We start from the raw sequence: 24358 nt of genomic DNA on the forward strand, positions 1-24358 counted from the left end.
CTTGATATAAGCCAATTAACCATCGACCGTGGCGAAATCCTTGGCATCATGGGGCCAAATGGTGCAGGAAAAAGTACGCTGTTGAAGGCCCTTTGTTTGTTGGAACCGAAATGCATCGGAAGTTATTTTTTTCAAGGGCAAAACACCCCCCTCCAAAAACCACCTCTTCAATTGCGCAGAAGGTTTGCGATTGCGCTGCAACAGCCGCTATTGTTCAATGCTTCTGTCCATAAGAACGTCGCAATCGGCCTAAAAATCCGCAATACCGGCAACAAAGAATTGAAAAACAAGATTGCGTTTTGGCTTGATGCTTTTGAGATTGGCCATCTTGCTGCAAAACAAGCACAGCATTTGTCCGGCGGCGAGGCCCAGAGAGTCAATCTTGCACGGGCTTTTGCGCTTGAGCCCGAGGTTTTATTCCTTGACGAACCGTTTTCCGCACTCGATTATCCGACTAAAAGGAAGTTAATTCAAAATTTAAAAAAGGCCATCGACGAAACTAATACAACGGTCGTCCTTGTCAGCCATGACTTGACGGAAATTGAATACTTAACAAATCGTCTCATCATTTTAAAGGAAGGGGCAGTTGTTCAGGCAGGGGCAACCGTTGAGGTAATTGCTCATCCCCACCAGCAGGCATCAACCTTTTTAAGTGGCTGGAATCCATTAATGGAAAAGCAGAGCAACCAGTAACTGTCGGATTTATCATTGAACGGCAGACTTTTAATTTGGATTTGGTCCCTATTTTGTGGTTGACTAGTGTTACTAATGTCAAGGAGTGAACAATAATGAAATTTGCATTAATTACCGGGGCATCAAAAGGATTGGGTGCAGAAATCGCCAAACGAATGCTTGCAGAGAACATTGGCATCATCACCATTTCCCGTACTGAGAATACGGAATTGCAAGCGATCGCAACTGAAAAGGGTCATCTCTATCAGCACATTTCCTGCAGCCTCTCAGATGTGGAGCAGGCCCATGCGGCTTTTTCAGAAGCTGCAACAATGCTTTTTGGAAAGCGGCCAGAGCTTGTTTATTTGATTAATAACGCTGGTACGATCGAACCGATTGAAACGGTTGGGCGCCTTGATGCTCAGTTCGTCGAAGACAGTATTCAAATCAATTTAACCGCTCCCGTTTTACTGACAAACCTGTTCATTTCGGAAGCAAATCGCCACAACACTCCCATTCATATCATAAACATTTCTTCCGGGGCAGGCGAGCGGCCTATTCAAGGATGGAGTATTTACTGCAGCACGAAGGCGGCCTTAAATATGTTTACACAAACAGCAGCAATGGAGCAACGTTCTGCAGGCCACCCACATAAAATTATTGCTTTTAGCCCTGGTGTAATGGACACCGACATGCAAGTGACGATCCGTTCTTCATCTGCCGAAGCTTTTCATGATGTTGATACATTTCAGCAATACAAGGAAACAGGAGCTTTGCGCAGCCCATACATAGTTGCCAATGCATTAATGGACAAACTCCTGGAAGGAACGATTGATTCAGGAAAGATTTATCATATCAATGAATTGCTATAACTGTTTACCCTCACAAAAAGCGGGAACAATGGTTTCGCTTAATTAATCGAGTTCTCGTGCATCAATATGTTTTCAAAGGGGTCGGGGTTCGCTTAAATGTGCTTATTATTTACGCTGCTACCCCGTCTTTTTTCAGCTTCTGAATGTAAACCACGTGTTGGTTTTAAGATTTTTTCCCTTTTGTATTTAGCCATTTGAGAAAACGGAGAGCTTCGTGGCGATTTTCTTCTGGAGAATTTTTTAATTCCTCACGCCATATCCTAAACTCCGGATCGTTAAGAAGCTCGACTATCTCATTTTCCTCTTCTCTTGTGGTGAAATTGTCGTAACCGTGTTCTCTCACCTGGCTTTCTCGACCTAATAAATAATCTGCAGTTACTTCAAGCACCTTTGTCAGTCTGGCAATATCTTCAGTTCCCGGAGAAGTGTATCCCCGCTCCCAATTTGAGACGACCTGTGACGAAACATTGACTTTTGTAGCGAGTTCCTTTTGCGTTAGTTTTCTTCTCTTCCTATACTCTCTAATTCGGTGACCGATTGACATTTAAATCACCTGCTATCGGATTAGTTTTATTTTAATAATACCAATTAGTAACTAATTTCGATAGAAAACTAACGGAATTTGAGATCTAATGGATTATATTTGACATTAACAGGAAATGGTAGTATGATTTTATTAACGGAAATCGTTATTCTTGTTTTGGAGGGGATACATTGATTCATATAAATGTTGAACGTATTCGTCAAGCAAGAGGGGTTACAAAAACGCATATGGCCAAGAAGTTAAATTTGTCTCTGCAAGGTTACAGGCATATCGCTTCGGGAAGTGTTAGATTGGATGCAGAAAGGCTTAAGGTTATTGGACTTATTTTAAACGTAAATCCGAGTACTTTTTTTGATGATAAACTAACGGAATTGGTTATAAAAGAAATCGATAGTATTGGGAGTAATGATTCTGTTGGACAACCCAATAAGAATAAAAAAAGAAAGCCTGGTGAGGGATAGCAAGTAACCTCGAGCCTTGCTCATTGAAAGCTGAACGGAAAATGGAATTAAGGGGAGATCCTTATATGACCAAGCTCGAAACAGCTTTAACGATCGCTGAAATCCAAGTTGCCTTGTTGAGGCTCCTTCATCGTATAACTGAGGATGAACTGTATGAACGGGAAGATGCGATTGAGGATATTAAAGAATTGCTTCGGGAAATGAATGGAGTATACTATCCTTTTGAATAATGAATAACTGTTCCGGTTTTGGGCCATGCAAAAACCGGCTTTCATGATGAAAGCCGGTTTATTTTTTTTCATAAGGGTTTTTGATGAGAATTGGGTTGGGGTTGCCAGAAATATAAGGCAATATTGAGTATTCTGGACGATGATTGTCAGCATAAAACTCCTCTTGGATCTTTAAATTTGCAGCTTCTGTTTCAGACATGCCCTCAGCGGAACCGTAAATTCGTTTCGCAGCCTCTCTGCTGTCCAGCTTCCCATTCTTGTCGGCCGGTTTATTTTCCGTTTCTTTTCGATTCATTTAAAAAACCTCCTTCAGTAACAAGCCTAGTATGCTCATTGCTGCTTTTTTTACACCATGTTTCAAAATGAATTTGTTTCTTTATCTTGTTAATACCCGAATACGGAAGGGGTATAACTTGATAATCCTTCCAAAAGCCGATAACACAGGCTTCACTCGGGTTGCGTTGATTCCATCCCCCGCATTGTCCCAGAAACCCTTGAAGATTTCTCAATTCAGCCCACTGCTCTTGAGCCTCTGAAAATTGCTCTCTTTTGTCGTCAGGCACTTCTGCTCTAATCCATTTGACTAGCAATTGATGATCCTCCTTACTGACTGATTGTTTATTACATTTATTTTCCATTTCCGTAAACGTTTCACAGGGTTTCATAATGGGTACTATGATACAAACATTTTCATTTTATTAAAGAATCAAATATTCCTAAAGGAGATGTAGAAATGAACAAAAATTCAGTAAACGCTACTAATATGGAATATCTTAATAATGGACAGACATTAACCCGTGAATCAGATGAATCCTTTTATTTTGAAAATCAATTGGAGGGGATCGAAGATATTGAAGATGTTGATGCATCAGATATTGCCTATATATTTGCGGGGTGTTCGCTGATCGGATCGATTATTTATCTTTTGTCATATATTTTATAGCTAACAAAACTAAACAACCGGAGAAGGCGAATTAGTCCGTTGTTAAAATTTCCGCATACAATTTTTCAAACTCTTCTTCCCTGGTGTTGCTGTTTAAAAAAGCAGGGTCGATGATGGCTGTCAAGAGCTGTTGCTTCTTGATGGGATCGGCGACGTTGTTTAAGATAAATTGTCGACAATCATGTAGAAATTCGAGATAGTTTTCGAATTTTTCATCATACACTTCGGCAAGGTCATCTCGTATTGCTTTTGCCAACGAAGGGCTGGCTCCCGAGGTGGAGACTGTAATTAGAAGCTTTCCTCTTTTCAAAACGGACGGTGCTATAAAGTCTGAATGCTCAGGGTTATCCGCCATGCTGACAAGCTGAAAATCTGAGGCAGCCCTGTGGACTTCTATGTTTGCTTCTTGATTATTTGTCGCGGCGATAATCAATGCTGCCTCTTGAATATCCTCGGCAGAAAAGCTTTTTTGGCGCCAATCAATGTTCTGTCCATCCGCTAATTTTTTCAGGCCCGCAGTTAATTCAGGACTAACGACGCAGATTGTGGCGCCCGTATTTAGCAGCCCGTAAACCTTGCGCTCGGCCACTTTTCCCCCTCCGACAACCACAGTCATTTTTCCGGACAAATTAAGGTTCACCGGATAATACTCTTCTTTCATAATCAACACCTCTACGTCCAAATATAGCATGGCTTGCCCTAGTTTCAGCAACTCTTTTGCGCAGAACGTTTCGGAGCCTTCCATCAAAACCGGTCGGATCACACAAAATCGATTGTTCTCCTGCAAGCCGTTCAGAAATCTGCTTTGCAACTCCACCTGTAAAAAGAAAATGTGGGACGACATAGACTTTATTCATATTGATTCAATCCATCACAACCCGGTAATCGGGATCAGATTTAATATACCCGGTATACACCGGCGAAGCAAGATTGAATTGGAGCATTTCTGCGAGACGGCTCAATTCCTTTGCGGCTTCTGGCTCGCGGCTGCCGTGGCAGACAAGCAACACTGATTCCTGTTTGCTGTTTGAAAAACCTTTCGCGCCAAGCCGTTCCTGAATCACCTTTACAACTTCTTCGTCATAGCCGATTGGTTTTCCGTATTGAATCGTAACATCGGGAAATACCTGTTGTACCGTTTTTAATTCTGATGGAATATCTTCATTGGCATGAATGCCCGGCAGCAGCAGGAACGGAACAATAATCAATTGCTTTGCGCCTTTTTCAACACAGCCTTCTACAGCTTGAAAAATATCCGGTTCCCCGTTTTCGAGAAAGCCGTATGCTTTTATCGGCACTTCGACCACTTTATACCACTCATCGATAAATCTTCGGAACTTCATGTTCCCCTTTTCCGACCGGCTTCCATGGCCGATTAAAATGACTGCCTCCATGTGCTTGTCCTCCTATACTTTAAGCAGAGGCTTACCCCCATTTACTATTTATCAAATGCTCCAACAAAGCAGCTTTAGTTGGATTGGCAAGCACAGCTTTCGGCTTAATTTCATGTTCTGCCGCTGCCTGCAGCGTTTGCTTCCCCATACAGACGATTGATGCACGATCCAGCAGCTCCCTTGGAATAAAGTTAGCATTGATCCCCTCTTGCATCAGAATCTTGACCGATAAACTGCTTGGAAAAATAACGGTATCAACAGCAGCTTCCTCAAGCATTCGCTCAAAAATCGGCAGAAACTGTTCATCGATTTTTTTATGGCTCGTGATGTACAAATCAAATCGTCCATACTTGGAGGAGGCATAGGCCAGCTGCTGTTCTTGAAGATGATTGTCACCAACCAGAAGCAGCCTTCCATCAGGACGCATTTTTTCAGCTGTGTCGGCCAAAAAGCCTTTTTCATTCAATGCTTTGGCAGATTTCACTGAAGCTCCAAAAAGCTCAGCCTTCAGGGAGCGGATATCGATTCCCGCTTCGAAAAGGACTGTAAAAAAATCGGTGATACTTTCCGGCGAAGTGAACAAAATTCTGCAATAAGCATCTAAGTTCTTTAGTATATGCATATCAATCGGGGCCGGGACCTTATTCCATTTCGGAAATTCGATCACATCTGCACCCTGGTCCGAAAGCTCTTTTGCAAGTTCACTTTGATTGGTTCCCGTCCGGGCAAGCAAAATTTGCCGGCCAAACAATGGCTTTTTTTCAAACCAGCTGATTTTTTCCCTTAAGGACACGATATTGCCTACCAATGTTATCGCAGGATTGCTGAAACTGACCGCTGTCGCTTGAACTGCAATTGTTGCCAGTGTACCCTGGAGCGTCTTCTGGCGCCCGAATGTGCCCCACTGAATCAAGATCACTGCTGTGTCGGAAGGCTTACCATTTTTGATGAGGTTTTCGCAAATGAATGGCAAATTTGCAATTCCCATGTAAAAGGCAATCGTATCAACACCGGAAGCGAGTCCTGGCCAATCAAGAAGCGGCTTGCCATCCAGCGATTTATCATGAGCCGTCACAACGGCAAAAGATTCACCATATTTTCGGTGCGTGACGGGAATGCCCGCATAAAGTGGAGCCGCAATCCCGGAAGAAATACCGGGAACGATTTCAAACTCGATACCATGCTGCGCCAAAGCTTCCGCTTCTTCGCCGACACGGCCGAAAACCCCCGGGTCCCCGCCTTTTAGACGGATTACGGTTTTTCCTGTAAGCGCATTTGAAACGAGCAAATCAGTGATGGCTTCCTGGCGTAAAATATGACGGTGGGGCAGTTTTCCGCAATATATCAGCTCGCAGCCGGGCACTGCAAATTCAAGCAGCTTCGGATTTGCCAGCCTGTCATAAAGAATCACTTCCGCTTTCCTAATGGCTTCCATACCTTTGACGGTGATTAATCCGACATCGCCAGGGCCGGCTCCAATTAAATACACTTTTCCTTTACTCATGATGCTGACATCCTTCCGGGGTTTCGTGTAGAAAATAAACCTTTTTTCCTTTGATGAATTGCGTTTCCAAGTTCAATCATTTATCGAACAAGGTACACGCTATCACCCTCGACCTCGATATTGTATGTTTTTACCTTGCCGCTTTCCGGTGCCTGGACTCTTCCATCCTGCAATGAAATCTTCCAATCGTAAACCGGGCAATAAATGAATTCGCCGCTTAGCATGCCTGCTGCAAGGGTCCCGCCTTTTGGATGCGGACTCTTATTTTCAATCGCTTTCACTTCACCATTTGTCAAACGGAACAACGCAATTTCTTCGTTTTCAATTTTTATGACTTGCCCCGATCCTGCTGGAAGGGCCGCATAGTCCGCCACTCTGATTTTTTCTTTTGTTGTCCTCATGTCTGCCACTCCTTTATCGAACCGTTACCGGGATTGATCGTGTTTGGTAATATTTTTCCTGGATTTCTTTGCTTTCAATAGCTTCCATCCATGGTTCATTATATCTTGAAAGGGTGCGGTCGAGGCGCTCGTTTAATTGTTTTCTTAAGCCCTCTTCTGCGAGTATTTCTTTTACAGCTCCGAGCCCGATTCGGTCAAGCCATTTTGAGGTGCGTTCCAAGTAGTTTGCTGTCTCGCGATAATACTGCATGTAGGCACCGGTTATATCCATAACTTCTTCTTCCGTTTTAACAGTACAGAGCAGGTCCCCGGCACGGAGGTCAGTCCCGCCGTTTCCAGCAACATAAATTTCCCAGCCGCCATCGATTCCGACGACCCCGACGTCTTTAATGCCTGCTTCAGCACAGTTGCGCGGGCAGGCCGACACTCCCATCTTGACCTTATGCGGTGTATCGAGGCGTTCGAATTTTTTCTCCAATCTGATTCCCAGGCTCATTGAGTCCTGCGTTCCAAAACGACAAAACTTTGCCCCGACACAAGTTTTTACCGTACGCAGTGTTTTACCGTACGCATAGCCGGACGGCATGCCGAGCTCTTCCCAGATTTGCGGCAAATCTTCTTGTTTCAATCCGAACAGGCCAATCCGCTGGCCGCCTGTCAGTTTCACAAGCGGGACGTCATATTTTCTGGCGACTTCGGCGATTTTTTGCAGATCCTCCGCAGTCGTTACGCCGCCATACATTCGCGGCACTACAGAATAAGTTCCATCCTTTTGGATATTAGCGTGCATTTTTTCATTGACGAGGCGGGAGTCACGGTCATCACGATAAAGCTCCTGATGGACCATTCCAAGGAAATAGTTAAGCGCCGGGCGGCATTTCGTACAGCCTTCCTCCTGCTTCCATCCCAGCACGTACATCGCTTCTTTGACGCCTGTCAAGCCCTTTTCCCGGATTTCTGCGACGATTTCATCCCGGCTTAATTCTGTACAGCCGCACAGCGTTTGTTTTTTCGGTGCTGCGTCAAAGCTGTCACCCAGTGTATAAGCTAATATATCAGAAATGAGCGGTTTACAGCGTCCACACGAGCGACCGGCATTGGTACATCCACCCACTTCATCAACGGTTGTCAGCTGATTTATTTGAATAGCATCGACAATCGTCCCTTTAGTCACACCGTTACAGCCACATACCAGTTCTTCAGCTGGCATTGAGACGATATCACTATGCTCACCGCCGCCACTTTGAGTCTGTAAGAGTGATGTGCTGGTCATGCCACTGATATCTTCTTTATTCAGAAGCATTCTGAACAACTTTGTGCTGTCCTTCGTTTCCCCGTAAAGGACTATGCCAACGACCGTGTTATTGCAGATCAAGATTTTCTTATAAATACCATCAAATTCATTATGGACTTTAATGGACTGTGTGGTCGGGTCATCGATGATTTCTCCGGCGGAGAACAAGTCGACATCAGAAACCTTTAGCTGTGTACCGACAATTGATCCTTCATAGGGTTTTGGCTGCTGCCCGCATAAATGTGCAGCAAGAACTTTGCCTTGTTCGTAGAGCGGAGCAACCAGGCCGTATACAATTTCCCGGTGTTCAGCACATTCACCGACTGCATAAATATTCGCTTCACTCGTCTCCATGTAATCATTGACGACGATCCCCCTGTTAACGTATATACCGCTGTCTTTTGCAAGATCTGTGTTCGGTTTAATTCCAACAGCCATCACAACGAGGTCCGCGCCGACTTCCGAACCATCTTGAAAGCGGAGCCCTGTCACACGGTCATTGCCAAGAATTTCAACCGTTTCTTTTTCCATCAAGAAATTCATGCCCTGATTCTCAAGCTCTCGCTTCAGCATCGCAGCAGCAATTGGATCAAGCTGTCTTTCCATGAGATCCGGCATTAAATGCACAACATCGACTTCCATCCCGAGATTAAGCAATCCCCGGGCAGCTTCAAGACCGAGCAGCCCGCCGCCAATTACGATTGCTTTTTTGTTTGTTTCCGCAATATTGATCATCATTTCACAATCTCGAATATCACGAAATCCTGTTACACCCTGTTTGTCAGCTCCCGGAATGGGCAGGATGAATGAGCTTGAGCCTGTCGCGATAATCAGTTTATCGTAGGTGACGGTCCGGCCCTTTTCCGATATCACCCGTTTGTTTGCTTTATCGATTGTTGTGATTGCCTCACCTGTATATAGCTGAATCTGATTGTCTTCATACCAGCTCCAGTTATTCATAATGATATCTTCAACATTGGTATCTCCCTGAAGGACTGTCGATAATTGGATCCTGTTGTAATTCGGGTATGGTTCGTTTCCGAATATCGTGATTTCAAATCTGTCAGGCGCAATTTTCAGGATTTCTTCAATTGTTCTGACCCCGGCCATGCCGTTTCCGATCATGACGAGCTTCGTCTTGTTCATGTTATGGTCCTCCAGTGCAGCTCAGTATTGTCGTTTACAATGAATATCATTGTTCTTCTGCCTTTATTGTAATGCGATAAATATACAAAGTTTGTGAAGTTGATCACATTGATGTAAAAATTGTTCACTTCTTCACAAAAAATGCAAAAAAAAGATAGTGCGTGTCCTCACATATAATTGGGAAGAAATAAGCCGGGAACAGCTGATCTGTTCCCGCCTAAAGTTTATGCCTGTTCGTTTTTCCATTAAAGAAATTGCTTTATGAAATTCATTCACTTAACTATTTTCTTAAATTCTCTTGATCCTTTAAGCGGTTTTGCTGGTCAGGCACTCTGCCCTGGTCCTTGAATTGACTCTCCTCCTTTTGTTCTTCTTGTAGTTTCCGCGCATAGTCCAATAAGCTTTCTTTCTCTTTTCTGTTAGATGCCATGTCTATCCCTCCTTAAAGTCATTGTTAGTCTTTTCCCGAAAGATTTCATTGAAAAACATCGCTCGCTGCATGTGTGAGCAGTTTTTTTGACAGCCAAAAAATAACTATTATATAATCGCAAAGTATTTTGTTTGTGCAGCATTTTTGCAAGCTATCATTCATGATCAATTGTTTTTGACGGCCGGATAAACAATATTTGAAAGATTTTGAGGAAGATTGATTGCCCGCATATTTAACCTCCTTGCAGACACTGCACTCTCAGGCTACAACAACCACAACATAGATAATGGAGGAACACAGCCAATGGCAAATGTTTTATTTGTAAAAGCAAATTCACGACCTGCTGAGCAAGCAGTCAGCGTGCAATTATATGAAGCTTTTCTAAACAGCTATAAAGAATCCCATCCAGAAGATCAGATCACAGAACTTGATTTGTTTGCAGAAAATCTGCCATATTACGATACTGATAAAATCAACGGTATGTTTAAGCTAGGCCGCGGTCTTGAACTCACGCCTGAAGAACAGCAAGCAACAGAGTTGGTTAATAAGTATTTGGACCAATTTATTGCTGCTGATAAAGTAGTTTTTGGTTTCCCGCTATGGAACTTTACGATTCCGGCAGTTCTGCATACTTATTTTGATTATCTTGGCCAGGCGGGAAAAACATTCCGCTATACACAGGAAGGTCCAGAAGGATTGCTCTCAGACAAGCAGGTCGTTCTTTTAAATGCAAGAGGCGGTGTTTATTCAGAAGGCCCTGCAGCTTCGATTGAAATGGCAGTTAATTATGTCATGACTGTGCTTGGATTCTGGGGAATCAAGGATGTAACAACTGTTATTGTCGAAGGACATAATCAATTTCCTGACAGAGCAGCAGATATCATTGAAGAAGGTATCGCGAGGGCAGCAACGGCTGCAAATCAATTCTAATATCCATTAGAAAGAGCTGTGAATTTGGTCTTGTACCAAACTTCTAAGTAGTTCAGTTTTAAGGTACAAATCATCGGTAAACACCATAATTTGATGTCCAATTCGCATATGAATTGGACTCTTTATTTTTTGTTGATATATCAACGCCATATAAAGAGATACGGAAGGCTTTGGCAAGCTTCGAAAAGCGCTGGCCGACTCAAAACCGCCACGTTTGATGGCAACATCGGAACTACCACGTCGATGCTGCGGGCCTGACAGTGAAATCGGGCTTGACTCCATCCGCAGGACCGCAGCGACTCGGACTGAGCTGGGCACATCATCGCGTTGTACCGAGCCATAATGTGCACAAGATGGTCCGAATAACCCACTCATTTAGACTATCATTGCTTATTTCTTGCTTGTCCTGTCCGAATAACCCGCAATTCGGACTATCATTGGTTAGTTCTTGTATGCCCTGTCCGAATAGCCCACTCATTCAGACTATTATTGCTAGTTTCCCGCCTGTCCTGTCCGAATAACCCGCGCATTCGGACTATCATTGCTTTTTTCCCGCTCGTCCTGTCCGAATAGCCCACTCATTCAGACTATCATTGCTTATTCCCCGCTCATCCTGTCCGAATAGCCAACTCTTTCGGACTATCATTGCTTATTCCCCGCTCATCTTGTCCGAATAACCCGCGCATTCGGACTATCATATGCCAATTTCCCGCCTGTCTTGTCCGAATAACCCGAACATTCGGACTGTCATTGCTTTTTTCCCGTTCGTCCTGTCCGAATAGCCCACTCATTCAGACTATCATTGCTTATTCCCCACTCATCCTGTCCGAATAGCCCACTCATTCAGACTATCATTGCTTATTCCCCGCTCATCCTGTCCGAATAGCCCACTCATTCAGACTATTATTGCTAGTTTCCCGCCTGTCCTGTCCGAATAGCCCACTCATTCGGACTATCATATGCCAGTTTCCCGCCTGTCTTGTCCGAATAACCCGAACATTCGGACTGTCATTGCTTTTTTCCCGCTCGTCCTGTCCGAATAGCCCACTCATTCAGACTATCATTGCTTATTCCCCGCTCATCCTGTCCGAATAGCCAACTCTTTCGGACTATCATTGCTTATTCCCCGCTCATCTTGTCCGAATAACCCGAACATTCGGACTCCCATAGGTCATTCCCCGCCAACCGCTGTCCGATTTCACCCCCTCACTCGGATTAGCACCATAGCAAATTTCTAGAAATCCCTCATTCGGGAACTTATTTATCTTCTAATAATGTTTGACGGCAAATTAACCTCATTTATAATGAGCCTTTTTATCATTTTTCCACTTCAAAACTTAGCTGCTTAACGAAACTTCACAGTTCTTTTTTCATTACGCCCCGGAAATCTGTGCATTGTGATCCCCCGCCTCATCCAGGGTATTCCTTGATCCTGATTCACCGCTTTACGTCTTAGGACTTACAAAAAAATAATTCCCCGGCTCAATGAATTAAGAGAAAATCCGTAATACACTGATATTGTCGATACAGTTTATTCGTTATACGATAAACGAGAGCTTATTACATGATCATTATAGAAAGCGGGTAAAGAAATGAAAAGAATATTAATCATTTTTTGCATCATTCTTGGCGTGTACTTATTGTTTTTCTCCAGCTTCAATATTTCAAGCCTGCTGACCGGAAAAGACGAGCAACAGGCACGAGTTACGGACAATATCGATTTGATTGAAATTGATGTTTCCAGCCTGGATGCGGTGGTTATTCCTGAGGAACGGGACAATGTCAAAGCGGTGCTTGATGGTAAAGGCAAGGTAACGGTTAAAGAGCGCGGAGATAAGATTACAGTGGATTATGATCGGAAATGGTATCAAGGTTTTGGTTTTTTCAACACGCCAACACTTGCCGTTTATATTCCCGAGAACTACAAAGAGGATATGAATATCGATATTGGTTCAGGCACATTTAATTATGATGGAGGATCGGCGGGAAATCCTGCAAAATTGAATCATTTATCACTTCACATGGGTTCAGGTGATGTGAATATAATGAACCTGGATGTCAAAGAATACGTGCAAGACGTAGGATCAGGCAGTGTTGTGATTGAAACTCTTACTGCTGAAAAAGGTGTTTTTAATGTCAGTTCCGGAGATACGATGCTATCCAATTATTCCGGACAATTAAATGCTGATGTTTCATCGGGAGAATTAATCGTTCAAATGGCAAAACTGAACGATGCAATTAATATTGATGTCAGCTCTGGAGATGTCAGTCTCGACCTTCCTGCTGATGCCGATTTCAGTTTAAAAGGGCAAGTGAGCAGTGGGGATATTTATAGCGATTTTGATTTAAAGAACCAAAATACAAGCAAAAAGCTAATGGAAGGCACTTATGGTTCAGGTAAACATGAAATTAATTTGAATGTTTCGAGCGGACAAATTAATGTCTTTTAATTCGTGAGGAGAATACTTGCCATTCTCCTTTTTTACATATAATGTTTATAAAATCCTATGACGAACACTTTCCCATTTTCCAAATGAGTTTTGGCCTTCATGAGCCCTGTAAAGAACACTTTCCTATTTTCCACATGAGTTTTGGCCTTCATGAGCCATAAAAGCACCCGCTCTCTTTGCCCATCTAAAGATAGCTGGAAAATGTTAAATACAAGTTATAGATAAGCAGTTCCATGCCTTATTACGATTTAACCCTCCCTGACAGATGTGGACTCAAGTGTCCAGCCAGCCAAAGAGCCGCCAAAATAATGAATAACATTCCTATTCTTTTCATGGCTTGTTCCTTTCATGTATAGTCACAAAATACTTCTATTTTCTGTTACTGAATTCCTTCAAAAAGAAGAGAACCGCAGCTTTAAACTAACGGGTTCTCTTGATGGGGACAAAACAATAAAATAACATATAAAATCGCAGACCTATCAGCATTATCTGATAGGTCATTTTTTATTGATATAGAGCCATTTGTTTGGATAATTCAATAAAAATAGCACCAAAAATAGCATACAGGTGACAATGTACAATAGTCATGAAGTGCGATTTAATTGGCTAAAATATATACTAAAAAGTGTGCTATTTTTCCTAAATAAGGGAGGCTTTATTATGCGATTTATGGTGCCAAAGGAAAAGAATTTAAAAAAGGCAGATTGGGAAGTATCGCAAAAGATAATAGATTTGGTCAAGGCTTATTCCGAATACACGGATAACACCGAAAATGAGGTTGTCGAGTATTATTTAAGCCAAATTCAAGAAGATGAACGGTTCCGAGCTTGGGCTATGAAGAAGCGGAATAACAAGAAACTGTTGAAATTATTGGAGATTGAAGAACCTCAAAACGGAGGGACTGCCAGTAGAGCAAATTAAAACGACTCGCAACCGTTTCGGATACGATTGTTGAAATTGATAGTCCGTTCTCATTGGATGAAATTAACCAAAGAAATAAAGATTATCCCATTCTATCGGATAAAAAATTTGCGACGAAGTACAGTAAATCTTTGTTTCATCCAGTTACATTTCGGATAAACGGGGTTGATCCAGTATCCAATATAACTTCTGTGATGACCAGTTTTGTAAGTGGTTTGGTCAGCCTCAAGTCCGATTTACCACAGTCAAAAATAAACCATATCGCTACAAACTTGTCGGGCAATCAAATAAGAAATCAATCCAATGCAATCCTGACCCCATTTATCCAAACAGGGGAATGATTTTCAATTGCACTTCTAAAACCTATTCAAATTGGAGCGTAGCACAGGAAATCGAACGGTTAATCCGCATCAATTCTGTAAAGGATATAGAGCCTGAACCAGTTTCATAAAGAATCCTGTGAATATACAGATGAAAATCCATTTGAACATCCCTCCCTTTTCTATAAAAGAGGGAAAAGCAAAACGGGAACGCAGCGATGGCAATGTAAAAAGTGCGGGAAAAGAACAGATATGATGCCGACAAGAAGGCAAACATCCACCTACAATCAAAAGAGAAATGACATCCTTCCATTGTTCACGAAGCTGCTTGTCAACAAAATGCCTGTTTCAAGAGCTATTGATGTTTTGGAGATTGGTGTCAAAACCTATTACAGCAAACTGGAATGGATCTATCGTCGGTGCTTAGAATTTTTGGAGCGGCACGAACAAAAGCCACTTCAAAATAAAACATTTGGAACGGTCTGGTTAAATACTGACAAGATGATTTATAATTTGAACAATGTTCGAAAGAAAGGAATGGGCGGAGCGAGATATGATGATGTGGAAGATACGCAATTTTCAACTCATATCATCATTTCTGCCGATGTATTTTCCCGTTATGTATATCGGGCAGATGTTGCTTTTGATTGGGATGTACGGATGGAAGATATAATGCTTGATACCATTTTATATAAAGATGACCATCTGCATCTATTTGCTCGTAAACATGCAAGATTACGGTTCAGCTCTTATCCGCAAGAGCCAACGGAAAATGACACTCAAACGATGGCTGAGTACAAGAAAAAACTCGATGAATTCGATACCAGAAACCACTATATTGAAGGGTTGCATACAAACGGAACTTACACCACTATGGCTCATTATTGGCTTATCAAAGACCTGTTAAAGGCACAAAATTGGCGATTTGTGACCGATAACGAAAGTTCCTTGCATTCAGCAATGTATCGGGTGTTTTCGGAGGATTTCAGGTCATTTTCGGCTCATCATTTCTTGTGCCTAACCGACCGTGAGAAATCACGGAAACAAGCCTACCAGGAGTTCAGTGAGGCAAGTACCGATTTGTATAATTAGGGATTGGCGACGGGAATCGACAGCCGCAATCCTTATACAATTGCCTATCATTATCTTGTAGATTTGTTTAAAAATCGTGGTCATCAATTTCATAAGGAGATTGTCTTACCGACACACAGCTTCACGGTCAAAGATAATAATCCAATTGTTCATCCCCTTGCTTCCATTGACCGAGGATATACGAAAGTGGATTGCAAGACGGACTTATCTTCACTGGAACCTGAAGAAGTTGCAAGGTTAATTTTGAATGTAAATGACCACGCCACCAACTTCTTTATCCAACACATTCGCAGAAAATTGTCGGTCCTGGAACGCCCACTCACAACTGCAAGAGGTGATGGGAAAAGCTATATCTATTCGAATTTCAATCCCAAATACGCTCAAATGGCTACCACAATCCTCCGAACGTATTACAATTTTTGTTTGCCTTATAAATCTTATGATAAGCAAAAGTTGACTCCTGCACAGCGTTTAGGGATTACTGACAAGAGATTTAACATTGAAGATATATTGTATTTAAGGTGAGTGTAAAAATTAGAAAAATTAATAAAGGATGGTGAAAATATAAGCTAAAATTAGAAGGTAAATAATAAACAGGGTGAAGGAGTTTTAGGTTGATGGGCAGGTTAAGTAAGTTCTCGTTTATGTGCATAGGCTTCAATTTGTTATTAAATATTTTGCTTTTTTTATTAATTAGAATTCCGTTTTCAGGTGGAGTAATCTTCGGAACCATTTACCAAATTGTACTTTTTGGCAATATAGTCCTACCAGTTATGGTATCACTTGGGGGAGCTATGTTAGGAATTGGTTCTATAATACTTAAGGAAAAACCGTTAGTAAAATCAATGATTGCGATAGTATCTAATATTATTTATATAATTGCATACTTTTCTGTTTGGTCTATGTAAAACATTGGAAAATTGTGAGAAATAGCGGATACCAATGTCGAATTTTTATGTTAAATATTAAAGCGATTTAAAAAGCATCGGTGCGAAAACCGATGCTTTTTTTGATGCTAAAATTTTGTGATTTTTATTGTTTTTTTTACTTTTGTCCCCCAGAAGAGAACCCGTTAGCTTTAAACTGCGGTTCTCTTAAGTGAAACAAGTCGTGGACTTGTCAGATATTTAACTCATAAACTCTCGCTTCATGCGGCCTTATATTCATTGTCTCTGAGAAGTCTGCACAATCTTCATTCGGGTAGTTTGAGATGATTAGCTTTCCTGTCGATATTTCTGAAACAGGAGTGTACGAGTTTGCCTTATCCGAATGGTTTAAAATGACCAACCATGTCTTGCCATTGTAAGTGCGGGTATAAACATATAAATTTGGGTCGTCTTTGGATAAATCTTTATAATCCCCATAAACCATAACCTCATGGTCTTTTCTTAACGATATAAGCTTTTGATAATAATAGAAAACAGAATCAGGGTCCTTTAATGCTTTTTCCACATTAATACCCCGATAATTCGGGTTCACTTTTATCCATGGTCTTCCCGACGTGAACCCAGCCTGATCGCTATCATCCCACTGCATTGGCGTTCTTGAATTATCGCGGCTGGGTAGAAGCAGGCTTTCAAACACTTCATCCGGATCCTGCCCTTTTTCAACCAATTCTTTGTACTTGTTCTTCATAGCAACATCATCATAATCATCGATCGAATCAAAGCGGACCCCGGTCATGCCGATTTCTTCGCCTTGATAAACATATGGCATGCCCGGCAGAGTATGAACCATGGTCGCCAGCAGTTTCGCAGATTCAACACGGTATTCACGATCGTTTCCATACCGGGTTACCTGGCGCGTGTGATCATGATTATTGAGAAACTGCGAATTCCAGCCTTTCCCCTTCAAGCCTTCATACCAGCGGGTTTGGATTTCCTTATAACGAAGCATATCCCACGTCGCCATTTCGTCGGCAACCTGAAAATGAAAGAGTGTGTTCAGCTCGTTTCTGTCTTCCCCTACATAAAGCAGGCCTTCCTCCGGCGTCACGAACGGAATTTCCCCTACTGTCATCACGTCGTAATGCTGCAGAACTTCCCTGTTCATTTCCTGCAAATAATCATGTATCCCCGGATTATTGGCCAAGTAGCTAATATCGAATGGATTTTCGGCATCTGGAAATCCTTCCTGTTTTGCAAGCAAATTAATGACATCCATGCGGAATCCATCGATCCCTTTATCAAGCCAAAAGCGCATCATTTTATAAATTTCGCTGCGAAGCTCCGGGTTTTGCCAGTTTAAATCAGGCTGCTCGACCGCAAACGAATGGAAATAATATTGGCCGGTTGCCTCATCCAGCTCCCATGTCGACGGGGCAAAATAAGACCGCCAATTGCTCGGCTCCCGCCCGTCCTTCGGATCTTTCCAAATATACCAATCACGCTTTTGATTATCAATTGAGGAACGGGATTCAATGAACCATGGATGTTTGTCAGAAGTATGGTTAACAACAAGGTCCATAATCACTTTCATGCCACGCTCATGAATTGCTTTCACAAGCGTCTCGAAGGTTGGCATGTCGCCAGCCTTGCCCATTACTCCATAATAATCGCTGATATCATAGCCATTATCGCGATCAGGTGATTCGTAAAAAGGATTAAGCCAAATAACATCAACGCCAAGACTTTTTATATAATCAAGCTTCTCGATTACACCTTGCAGGTCACCATAGCCATCCCCGTTCGTATCATAGAAACTGCGCCAATACACTTGGTATACAACAGCTTCCTTCCACCATGTTTTTTTCAGTGAATTCATCAAGGTCAGCTCCCGTTCTAAATTAAAAACCCTTATAAACTCTTGCTTCATATGGCCGCAATTCAAACGATAGAGATGGCTTTCCTTCAATCGCATAGTTGCTGGTTAATAGTTCATTTGCAGTGAAATCGACATCTTCAGGCAATGAGAATGGAACAGATTCACCGCTAAAATTAGTGACGACCAACAGCTTCTCATTTTCCAGGGAACGGGTATAAGCAAAAATTTGCTTATCTTCCGGAAGAATCAATTGATAATCCCCATAAACAATAATCGGATGTTGTTTGCGAAGTTTAATAAGCTTGCGATAATAATGATAAACTGAGTTTTGATCTTCAACCGCTTGTTTTGCATTAATTTCATGGTAGTTAGGGTTTATTTTCAACCAAGGTTCACCGGTTGTAAAGCCGGCATGTTCTGAGTCGTCCCATTGAAAAGGTGTTCTGGCATTATCCCTGCCCTTGACGTAAATCGATTCCATCACTTTATCATGGCTTTCATTGCCTTCAATCACTTTTTCCTTGTACATATTTAGGATTTCAATATCTTTATAGTCTTTAATCGAATCAAAGCGGACATTGGTCATGCCGATTTCTTCACCCTGGTAAATATACGGAGTACCTTGAAGCATATGGAGGAATGTCGCGAGCATTTTCGCCGACTCTACCCGATATTTCCCATCGTCGCCAAACCGGGACACCATGCGCGGCTGGTCGTGGTTATTTAAGTAAAGACTGTTCCAGCCTTCCCCGTTTAGGCCTGTTTGCCACTTCGTAATACTTTGTTTTAAATCACGAAGATCAAGAGGTCTTAAATCCCACTTTCCATTTGGTCCTGAATCCAGATCGACATGTTCAAATTGGAAAACCATATCTAGTTCTTCGCGATCGTCCCTTGTATAAAGCTTCGCTTCGTCTACAGTAACACCCGGCATTTCACCAACGGTCATGATGTCATATTTTGAAAGAACTTCATTGTTCATTTCATGCAAAAACTCATGAATACGGGGGCCGTTCATATAAAACCTCCCGCCTCCCACATACTTTTTCCCTTCAGGATTAGGAGCGTCCAGTAGGCCTGGTTCTTTGGAGATAAAGTTGATCACATCCATTCGGAAGCCGTCAATCCCTTGATCTAGCCACCATGTCATCATTTTGTAAACTTCTTTCCTTAAGTCAGGGTTCTCCCAATTCAGATCTGGCTGTTTTTTACTGAATAAATGAAGATAATACTCTTCTGTCGCTTCATCGTATTGCCAGGCAGAACCGCTGAACGCCGACTCCCAATTATTCGGCTCACGCCCATCCTTTCCCGGGCGCCAAACATAATAGTCTCGATAAGGATTGTCCTTCGATTTTCTTGATTCAACAAACCACTTATGCTCATCGGATGAATGGTTCACGACCAGATCCATAATCAGCTTCATGCCGCGATTGTGCACTTCTGTAAGCAGCTTCTCCCAGTCTTGCATTGTTCCGAATTCATCCATAATATCCTGGTAATCACTAATGTCATAACCATTGTCATCATTCGGGGATTTATAGACCGGTGATAACCAGATGACATCGACACCCAATTCTTTCAAATAATCAAGTTTTTCGGTAATTCCTTGTAAATCACCGATCCCGTCGCCATTGCTATCATTAAAGCTGCGGGGATAAATTTGATAAATGACGCTCTCTTTCCACCAGGTTTTGTTCAAAACGATCGCTCCAATCACTGATTTTTGTATAGCGTATTATTGTAGTTTCTACATTCTTAAAACTGTTTATTTTATCGAACCTCTCATCACGCCGCTGATTACCCATTTTTGCGCAAAGATATAAACAATGATCATCGGAGCTAACGCCATTAAATAAGAAGCAAAGGCCAGATTATAATCTGTGCTGAATTGCGATTGGAAAATATACTGGACGAGCGGTAAAGTCGCCATATCGCGGTCGCTTAGCATCACTAGCGGAAGCATAAAATCATTCCACGCGCCAAGGCATGTGATAATCGCAACTGTTGCATTCATAGGCGCCAAGAGCGGGAAAATGATTTTCCAAAAAACTCCCCATGTGCTCGCACCATCGATAATTGCTGCTTCCTCGAGTTCTTTTGGTATCGATCTGATATATCCAATATATATAAATACATTAAATGATAAATTGAAAACGATATAAAGGATAATCAATCCGACTAAATTATCCATTCCCCATGCACTCGTTTGTTTTACAATCGGAAGCATAATAATTGGAAACGGAATAAACATCGCACTAATAAAATAATAATACAAAAACTTATAAAACTTCTTATGAAGATTGCGGGCCACCGCATATGCAACCAGGGAATTCGTAAGGACCGTAAAGATGACAACAAAAACAGTGACGAATAAACTATTTTTGAAGGCGTTGAAGAAATTCGTCATCTCGATCGCTTCCGTAAAGTTATTGAATGACCATGATTGCGGCAGCGCCAATAAGTTTCCTGCCATTTCAGCTGGCGTTTTAAACGCAATTGTGACGGTTAAATAGAGCGGAAATACAATAAATAATGACCCCAAAATTAAGAGAATGGTAACAGGCCAATTTGTTTTTTTCGTCATCATTAGCTTTCCACCTCTCTTTTTTCTAAAAATTTAAGCTGAATGATCGAAATGACAACAATAATGATGAAATATATAACGGCATTTGCCGATTGGTAAGCAAATTCGCCGCCCTCGAATCCGCCGCGGTAGATGAGCAACGAAATCGATTCGGTTGATTGACCTGGCCCCCCACCAGTCAGGGCCATAATTTGATCAAATACCATCAAGAAGTTTTTCATCGATAACACCATATTAATCGTAAAGAAAGGAGCGATTAGTGGAAAGGTAATCTTCCAGAACCTCGTCCAATGATTGGCGCCATCAATGCTCGCTGCTTCATATAAATCCTCAGAAATCGTGACAAGACCTGCTAAATAAAGAATCGTATTAAATGCGACTGCCTGCCAGACGGCAACAATAACGATCCCGATCCAGGCAAGGTCAGGGTCTCCCAGGATGTTTGTTGACAAGAATTCAAGCCCAGTTGCTTCGCCAATCTTCGGCAGGAAATGGGTAAACACAAAGTTAAAAATAAAGCCAACAATCAGTATGCTTAGAATATACGGTAAAAAATAGACAGCCCGTAGTGATTTATGGAATTTAATCTTTGAATTAAGGCCCATCGCAACCAGCAAGCTGATCATGTTGACGATAATGGTTGATATAATCGCAAACTTAAAGGTGAATATATAGGCATCGAGCGCCCGTTCATCCTTAAATACATTTAAGTAATTCTTCAATCCGACAAAATTCCAATTTCCGTACCCTTTCCAGTCAGTAAAGCTATAAAAAATCCCCTGCAGTGCAGGATATGTGTGAAAAGTAAAGAAAAGGACAAACGCAGGAATTGCAATGACCAAGAATGTTTTGTTTTTCTTATTCATCGAAACCTCTCCTTCTTAACAGCCCAGGGCCTCCGCTGCAGATGCCCCGGGCATTGATCCTTTTAGCGATTTTGGACTTTGTCCCACTCGCTGTCCATTTTCTTTAGAAAAGCCTCTTTCTTTTGTTCAATTAAAAACTCTTGAACGATGTTTTCTGCTCCCATTCCTGCTGGGTAGTAATGATCAGGAAAGCTCGTAATCGCTCCGGATTCAAAATTAGCTTTAATTCCTTCAAATACCGGATCCTCCTGGAAGACACCTTCGATAGCAGAGAAGGCTTTTTGTTCATCAATATAACGTTTCGCTGTTTCTTTTTCCATCATAAATTCAACAAATTTCAATGCTTCGTCTTTATGCTCTGTATCCTCATTCACACCAAGTAGTACATCAACACCTGAAACCAATTTATTTTGAGCTGGATCATTTGTGACCGGCATTGGAAATACTCCAAGCTGAATATCCGGATTTGCCTTTAAAATTTCCGGAATCGCCCAGTTGCCCTGGATGTACATGACAGACTTTCCACTCGCAAACGCATTATTTCCGTCTTTATAAGCAACTCCCATATTATCTTTATGACCATAGCTTATAAGAGATAACATTTTGTCAGCAGCCTCACCATAGCTTTTAACAAATGTAGTTTTACCTGCCGTTTTCTCCTCGGCAAAATCGTCCCCTGCGGTATTAGCACCTAAAGAGTTCCATGAGATCATTCCTGTCCAGGCGTCTTTCAAGGTGAAGTAAATCGGGATCTGACCGGCAGCTTTCGCTTGATCAAGTACAGCGATAAATTCATCCCAGGTCGCAGGAACCTGCAAGCCAAGCTCTGCAAATTTTTGCTTATTATAAATCACCGCATTGGCGTTCGATGCGTATGGAAGACCGAATATTCCATCCGTTTCAGACCCGACCAAACGGCCAATCATTTCAACGTAGGAAGGCTGAACATTCTTTACAAGCTCAGAATCAGTAAAGTCATGAAGGACACCGGCACGACCGAGCTCTCCATATGTCGCATTACCCGCGATTGCCATTATGTCAGGCATATCATTTTTCGTTAACCGTGTTTTTAAAACGGTTTCTGCTTCAGGTGGTGCCTCGAGCTTCACTTTAATATCCGGGTTTTGTTTCTCAAAATCTTTGATTAACCCTTTATAGGTTTCTATATTCTCCGGCTTATTTGAAAACATCTCCAACGTGACCTTTCCATCTGCGCTTTCGCTTGAAGATGAACATCCCGCTAACAATCCAGCACCCAGCGCCAGAGCCATCATACCTGCAATCATTTTTTTAAACATTGTTTTTCCCCCTGAATATCATTTTTTAATTACGTAAACGTTTACTTTTTGCGTCTTAAAAAAATTCCTATCTTGTCCGATATTTACGTAAACGTTTACGTAAAAGAGTTGAGAAAAGAAGAATGATTATTCTTCTTTATACACTGTTTCTTTCGATAATTTGATGTGGCATAATCCGGCTTTCCACGCTCTGTCCGGTTTCCATCATCTCAAACAGCATTTTTGTGGCCATTTCCCCCATTTCAGCTAACGGCTGCGCAACAGATGTTAACGGGGGTGCCGACATTTCCGCAATGCTCAAATTATCGTACCCAATAATCGATAGGTCATCAGGAACTTTAATCCCAAGCTGATATGCTTTTGATAAGGCACCAATTGCGATCTCATCGCTGGCTGCAAAAACCGCGGTTACTCCCGGAGCCTGCCGCATCAAAGCTTCCAACCCTTCGACCCCGTCCTGGAAAGCAAAGCTTTTACTGTTAATAATGTATTTGTCGTTTACAGGAAGGCCGTTATCTGTCATTGCGTTGATGTAGCCGTCTATTCGCGGTTTCCCCGCAATAATATCGTCTTTATTCCCGCTGATCATCGCAATTTTTTTATGTCCTTTCTGAATTAGATATTGCGTCGCTGTGTATGCGGCATGCCTGTCATTCACTTTTACATAGGGTACCGGATAAACGTACGATTCAGTTGAAAGAAGCACCATTGGGACCTTCATCTTTTTAATATATTGATAGTATTCATCTTTTAGAACTTCACTGGTAAAAATAATTCCGTCAATTCTTTTTTCATTCAGTAACTGAAGGTACTTCATCGTTTTTTCACCGTTTGACTCTGTATGACAGACGATAACGCTCGATCCCTGTTCATTGGCTGCTTTTTCAATTCCACTTAAAAACTCTGTGACCAGCATTCCGGAAAACTTCGGAAAAAGTACCCCGATCGTATGCGTTCTCTTATTAATCAAGCCCCTGGCAACAGCATTAGGCTGATAGCCTAATTCCTCAATCACGTCCAGCACTTTTCGTTTTGTTTTTTCAGAAAATCCCGTTTGGTTATTAACTATTCTTGATACCGTTGCAATCGAGACATTTGCTTTCTTTGCAACATCTTTGATGGTGTATTCCATATCCCACCCTCTTTCTGGAAGCATCAAAATTACGAAAACGTTTACGTAATGATCTTAGCACTAATTGAAAACCCTTTCAATGTTTTTCGAAAAATTTTTTTTGCTATA

The 24358-nt window shown here is 41.9% G+C and carries 27 protein-coding genes and 1 pseudogene; 11 read left to right on the top strand and 17 right to left on the bottom strand.

All coding sequences use genetic code 11. From position 1 onward, the window contains the following. Both CU635_RS10480 and CU635_RS10485 read left to right on the top strand, forming a co-directional pair. Window positions 1-693, top strand: a pseudogene (locus CU635_RS10480) (energy-coupling factor ABC transporter ATP-binding protein); the annotation flags it as partial. A 95-nt stretch (window positions 694-788) separates the two neighbouring features. Further along, entirely contained in the window at window positions 789-1544 is a 756-nt protein-coding gene (locus CU635_RS10485; RefSeq protein ID WP_101577316.1) for a (S)-benzoin forming benzil reductase, read from the top strand. A gap of 163 nt (window positions 1545-1707) precedes the next feature. Here the strand turns inward: CU635_RS10485 and CU635_RS10490 are convergent, their stop codons facing one another. After that, on the bottom strand, window positions 1708-2088 hold the full coding sequence (locus tag CU635_RS10490; protein ID WP_101577317.1) for a helix-turn-helix domain-containing protein: 381 nt from the start codon (window positions 2086-2088) through the stop codon (window positions 1708-1710). Window positions 2089-2258: 170 nt separating this feature from the next. Here CU635_RS10490 and CU635_RS10495 point away from each other — a divergent pair, with 170 nt between their 5' ends. Both CU635_RS10495 and CU635_RS23300 read left to right on the top strand, forming a co-directional pair. After that, the gene (locus CU635_RS10495) at window positions 2259-2549 is read left to right on the top strand and encodes a helix-turn-helix domain-containing protein (protein WP_101577318.1); all 291 of its coding nucleotides are present in this window, start codon (window positions 2259-2261) and stop codon (window positions 2547-2549) included. 65 nt (window positions 2550-2614) lie between these two features. Beyond that, entirely contained in the window at window positions 2615-2779 is a 165-nt protein-coding gene (locus tag CU635_RS23300; protein ID WP_180956526.1) for a hypothetical protein, read from the top strand. 58 nt (window positions 2780-2837) lie between these two features. Here CU635_RS23300 and CU635_RS10500 read toward each other — a convergent pair whose 3' ends face one another. Together CU635_RS10500 and CU635_RS10505 are read right to left on the bottom strand one after the other, a co-directional pair. Next, window positions 2838-3074 (bottom strand): hypothetical protein, encoded by a 237-nt coding sequence (locus CU635_RS10500; RefSeq protein WP_101577319.1) that lies wholly within the window; start codon window positions 3072-3074, stop codon window positions 2838-2840. Then, a complete protein-coding gene (locus CU635_RS10505) occupies window positions 3049-3369 on the bottom strand; it encodes a DUF4937 domain-containing protein (RefSeq protein ID WP_180956525.1) in 321 nt (106 codons plus the stop codon). The genes CU635_RS10500 and CU635_RS10505 overlap by 26 nt, the downstream gene beginning before the upstream one ends. Window positions 3370-3512: 143 nt before the next feature. On the opposite strand from CU635_RS10505, the gene CU635_RS10510 reads away from it, so the two are divergent. Beyond that, a complete protein-coding gene (locus CU635_RS10510; protein WP_101577321.1) occupies window positions 3513-3722 on the top strand; it encodes a hypothetical protein in 210 nt (69 codons plus the stop codon). A 31-nt stretch (window positions 3723-3753) separates the two neighbouring features. Here CU635_RS10510 and CU635_RS10515 read toward each other — a convergent pair whose 3' ends face one another. The 7 genes from CU635_RS10515 to CU635_RS23305 form a co-directional block, all read right to left on the bottom strand. Beyond that, window positions 3754-4383, bottom strand: a complete 630-nt coding sequence (locus CU635_RS10515; protein ID WP_101577322.1) for a precorrin-2 dehydrogenase/sirohydrochlorin ferrochelatase family protein — start codon at window positions 4381-4383, stop codon at window positions 3754-3756. Further along, a complete protein-coding gene (locus CU635_RS10520; RefSeq protein WP_101577323.1) occupies window positions 4352-4579 on the bottom strand; it encodes a hypothetical protein in 228 nt (75 codons plus the stop codon). Before CU635_RS10520 ends, CU635_RS10515 begins: the two co-directional genes overlap by 32 nt. 6 nt (window positions 4580-4585) lie before the next feature. After that, complete coding sequence (locus CU635_RS10525; RefSeq protein ID WP_101577324.1) at window positions 4586-5116, bottom strand: sirohydrochlorin chelatase; 531 nt, start codon at window positions 5114-5116, stop codon at window positions 4586-4588. Between the two features lie 31 nt (window positions 5117-5147). Next, complete coding sequence (gene cobA / locus CU635_RS10530) at window positions 5148-6620, bottom strand: uroporphyrinogen-III C-methyltransferase (protein WP_101577325.1); 1473 nt, start codon at window positions 6618-6620, stop codon at window positions 5148-5150. 80 nt (window positions 6621-6700) lie between these two features. Continuing rightward, window positions 6701-7021: a nitrite reductase small subunit NirD gene (nirD, locus tag CU635_RS10535; RefSeq protein ID WP_101577326.1), complete on the bottom strand. Its 321-nt coding sequence runs from the start codon at window positions 7019-7021 to the stop codon at window positions 6701-6703. A 13-nt stretch (window positions 7022-7034) separates the two neighbouring features. Continuing rightward, window positions 7035-9461: a nitrite reductase large subunit NirB gene (gene nirB, locus CU635_RS10540; RefSeq protein ID WP_101577327.1), complete on the bottom strand. Its 2427-nt coding sequence runs from the start codon at window positions 9459-9461 to the stop codon at window positions 7035-7037. Window positions 9462-9741: 280 nt separating this feature from the next. After that, window positions 9742-9891: a hypothetical protein gene (locus tag CU635_RS23305; RefSeq protein ID WP_180955618.1), complete on the bottom strand. Its 150-nt coding sequence runs from the start codon at window positions 9889-9891 to the stop codon at window positions 9742-9744. Window positions 9892-10194: 303 nt separating this feature from the next. On the opposite strand from CU635_RS23305, the gene CU635_RS10545 reads away from it, so the two are divergent. After that, window positions 10195-10821 (top strand): FMN-dependent NADH-azoreductase, encoded by a 627-nt coding sequence (locus CU635_RS10545; RefSeq protein ID WP_101577328.1) that lies wholly within the window; start codon window positions 10195-10197, stop codon window positions 10819-10821. A gap of 608 nt (window positions 10822-11429) precedes the next feature. Here CU635_RS10545 and CU635_RS10550 read toward each other — a convergent pair. Further along, a complete protein-coding gene (locus tag CU635_RS10550; RefSeq protein WP_101577329.1) occupies window positions 11430-11612 on the bottom strand; it encodes a hypothetical protein in 183 nt (60 codons plus the stop codon). A gap of 801 nt (window positions 11613-12413) precedes the next feature. On the opposite strand from CU635_RS10550, the gene liaG reads away from it, so the two are divergent. From liaG to CU635_RS10570, 5 genes are all read left to right on the top strand, one after another. After that, entirely contained in the window at window positions 12414-13271 is an 858-nt protein-coding gene (liaG, locus tag CU635_RS10555; protein WP_101577330.1) for a LiaG family protein, read from the top strand. 660 nt (window positions 13272-13931) lie between these two features. Then, window positions 13932-14192 (top strand): hypothetical protein, encoded by a 261-nt coding sequence (locus tag CU635_RS10560; protein ID WP_101577331.1) that lies wholly within the window; start codon window positions 13932-13934, stop codon window positions 14190-14192. A gap of 572 nt (window positions 14193-14764) precedes the next feature. Continuing rightward, the gene (locus CU635_RS23780) at window positions 14765-15604 is read left to right on the top strand and encodes a hypothetical protein (protein ID WP_125928030.1); all 840 of its coding nucleotides are present in this window, start codon (window positions 14765-14767) and stop codon (window positions 15602-15604) included. A 3-nt stretch (window positions 15605-15607) separates the two neighbouring features. Then, entirely contained in the window at window positions 15608-16129 is a 522-nt protein-coding gene (locus CU635_RS23785; RefSeq protein WP_245917405.1) for a hypothetical protein, read from the top strand. Window positions 16130-16221: 92 nt separating this feature from the next. Further along, a complete protein-coding gene (locus CU635_RS10570) occupies window positions 16222-16512 on the top strand; it encodes a hypothetical protein (protein ID WP_101577332.1) in 291 nt (96 codons plus the stop codon). Between the two features lie 211 nt (window positions 16513-16723). Here the strand turns inward: CU635_RS10570 and CU635_RS10575 are convergent, their stop codons facing one another. The 6 genes from CU635_RS10575 to CU635_RS10600 all read right to left on the bottom strand — a co-directional run bounded on the left by CU635_RS10575 (window position 16724) and on the right by CU635_RS10600 (window position 24250). Beyond that, window positions 16724-18358: a glycoside hydrolase family 13 protein gene (locus tag CU635_RS10575; protein ID WP_101577462.1), complete on the bottom strand. Its 1635-nt coding sequence runs from the start codon at window positions 18356-18358 to the stop codon at window positions 16724-16726. 31 nt (window positions 18359-18389) lie between these two features. After that, entirely contained in the window at window positions 18390-20069 is a 1680-nt protein-coding gene (locus CU635_RS10580) for a glycoside hydrolase family 13 protein (RefSeq protein WP_101577333.1), read from the bottom strand. Window positions 20070-20135: 66 nt separating this feature from the next. After that, window positions 20136-20954: a carbohydrate ABC transporter permease gene (locus CU635_RS10585; protein WP_101577463.1), complete on the bottom strand. Its 819-nt coding sequence runs from the start codon at window positions 20952-20954 to the stop codon at window positions 20136-20138. Window positions 20955-20956: 2 nt separating this feature from the next. Then, window positions 20957-21820, bottom strand: coding sequence for a carbohydrate ABC transporter permease (locus tag CU635_RS10590; RefSeq protein ID WP_101577334.1), 864 nt, complete (start codon window positions 21818-21820; stop codon window positions 20957-20959). 62 nt (window positions 21821-21882) lie between these two features. Further along, entirely contained in the window at window positions 21883-23118 is a 1236-nt protein-coding gene (locus CU635_RS10595; RefSeq protein ID WP_101577335.1) for an ABC transporter substrate-binding protein, read from the bottom strand. 136 nt (window positions 23119-23254) lie between these two features. After that, window positions 23255-24250, bottom strand: coding sequence for a LacI family DNA-binding transcriptional regulator (locus tag CU635_RS10600; protein WP_101577336.1), 996 nt, complete (start codon window positions 24248-24250; stop codon window positions 23255-23257). Window positions 24251-24358: the final 108 nt, after the last annotated feature.

Source organism: Bacillus canaveralius (assembly GCF_002860125.1).
GTDB lineage: Bacteria > Bacillota > Bacilli > Bacillales > Cytobacillaceae > Bacillus_BJ > Bacillus_BJ canaveralius.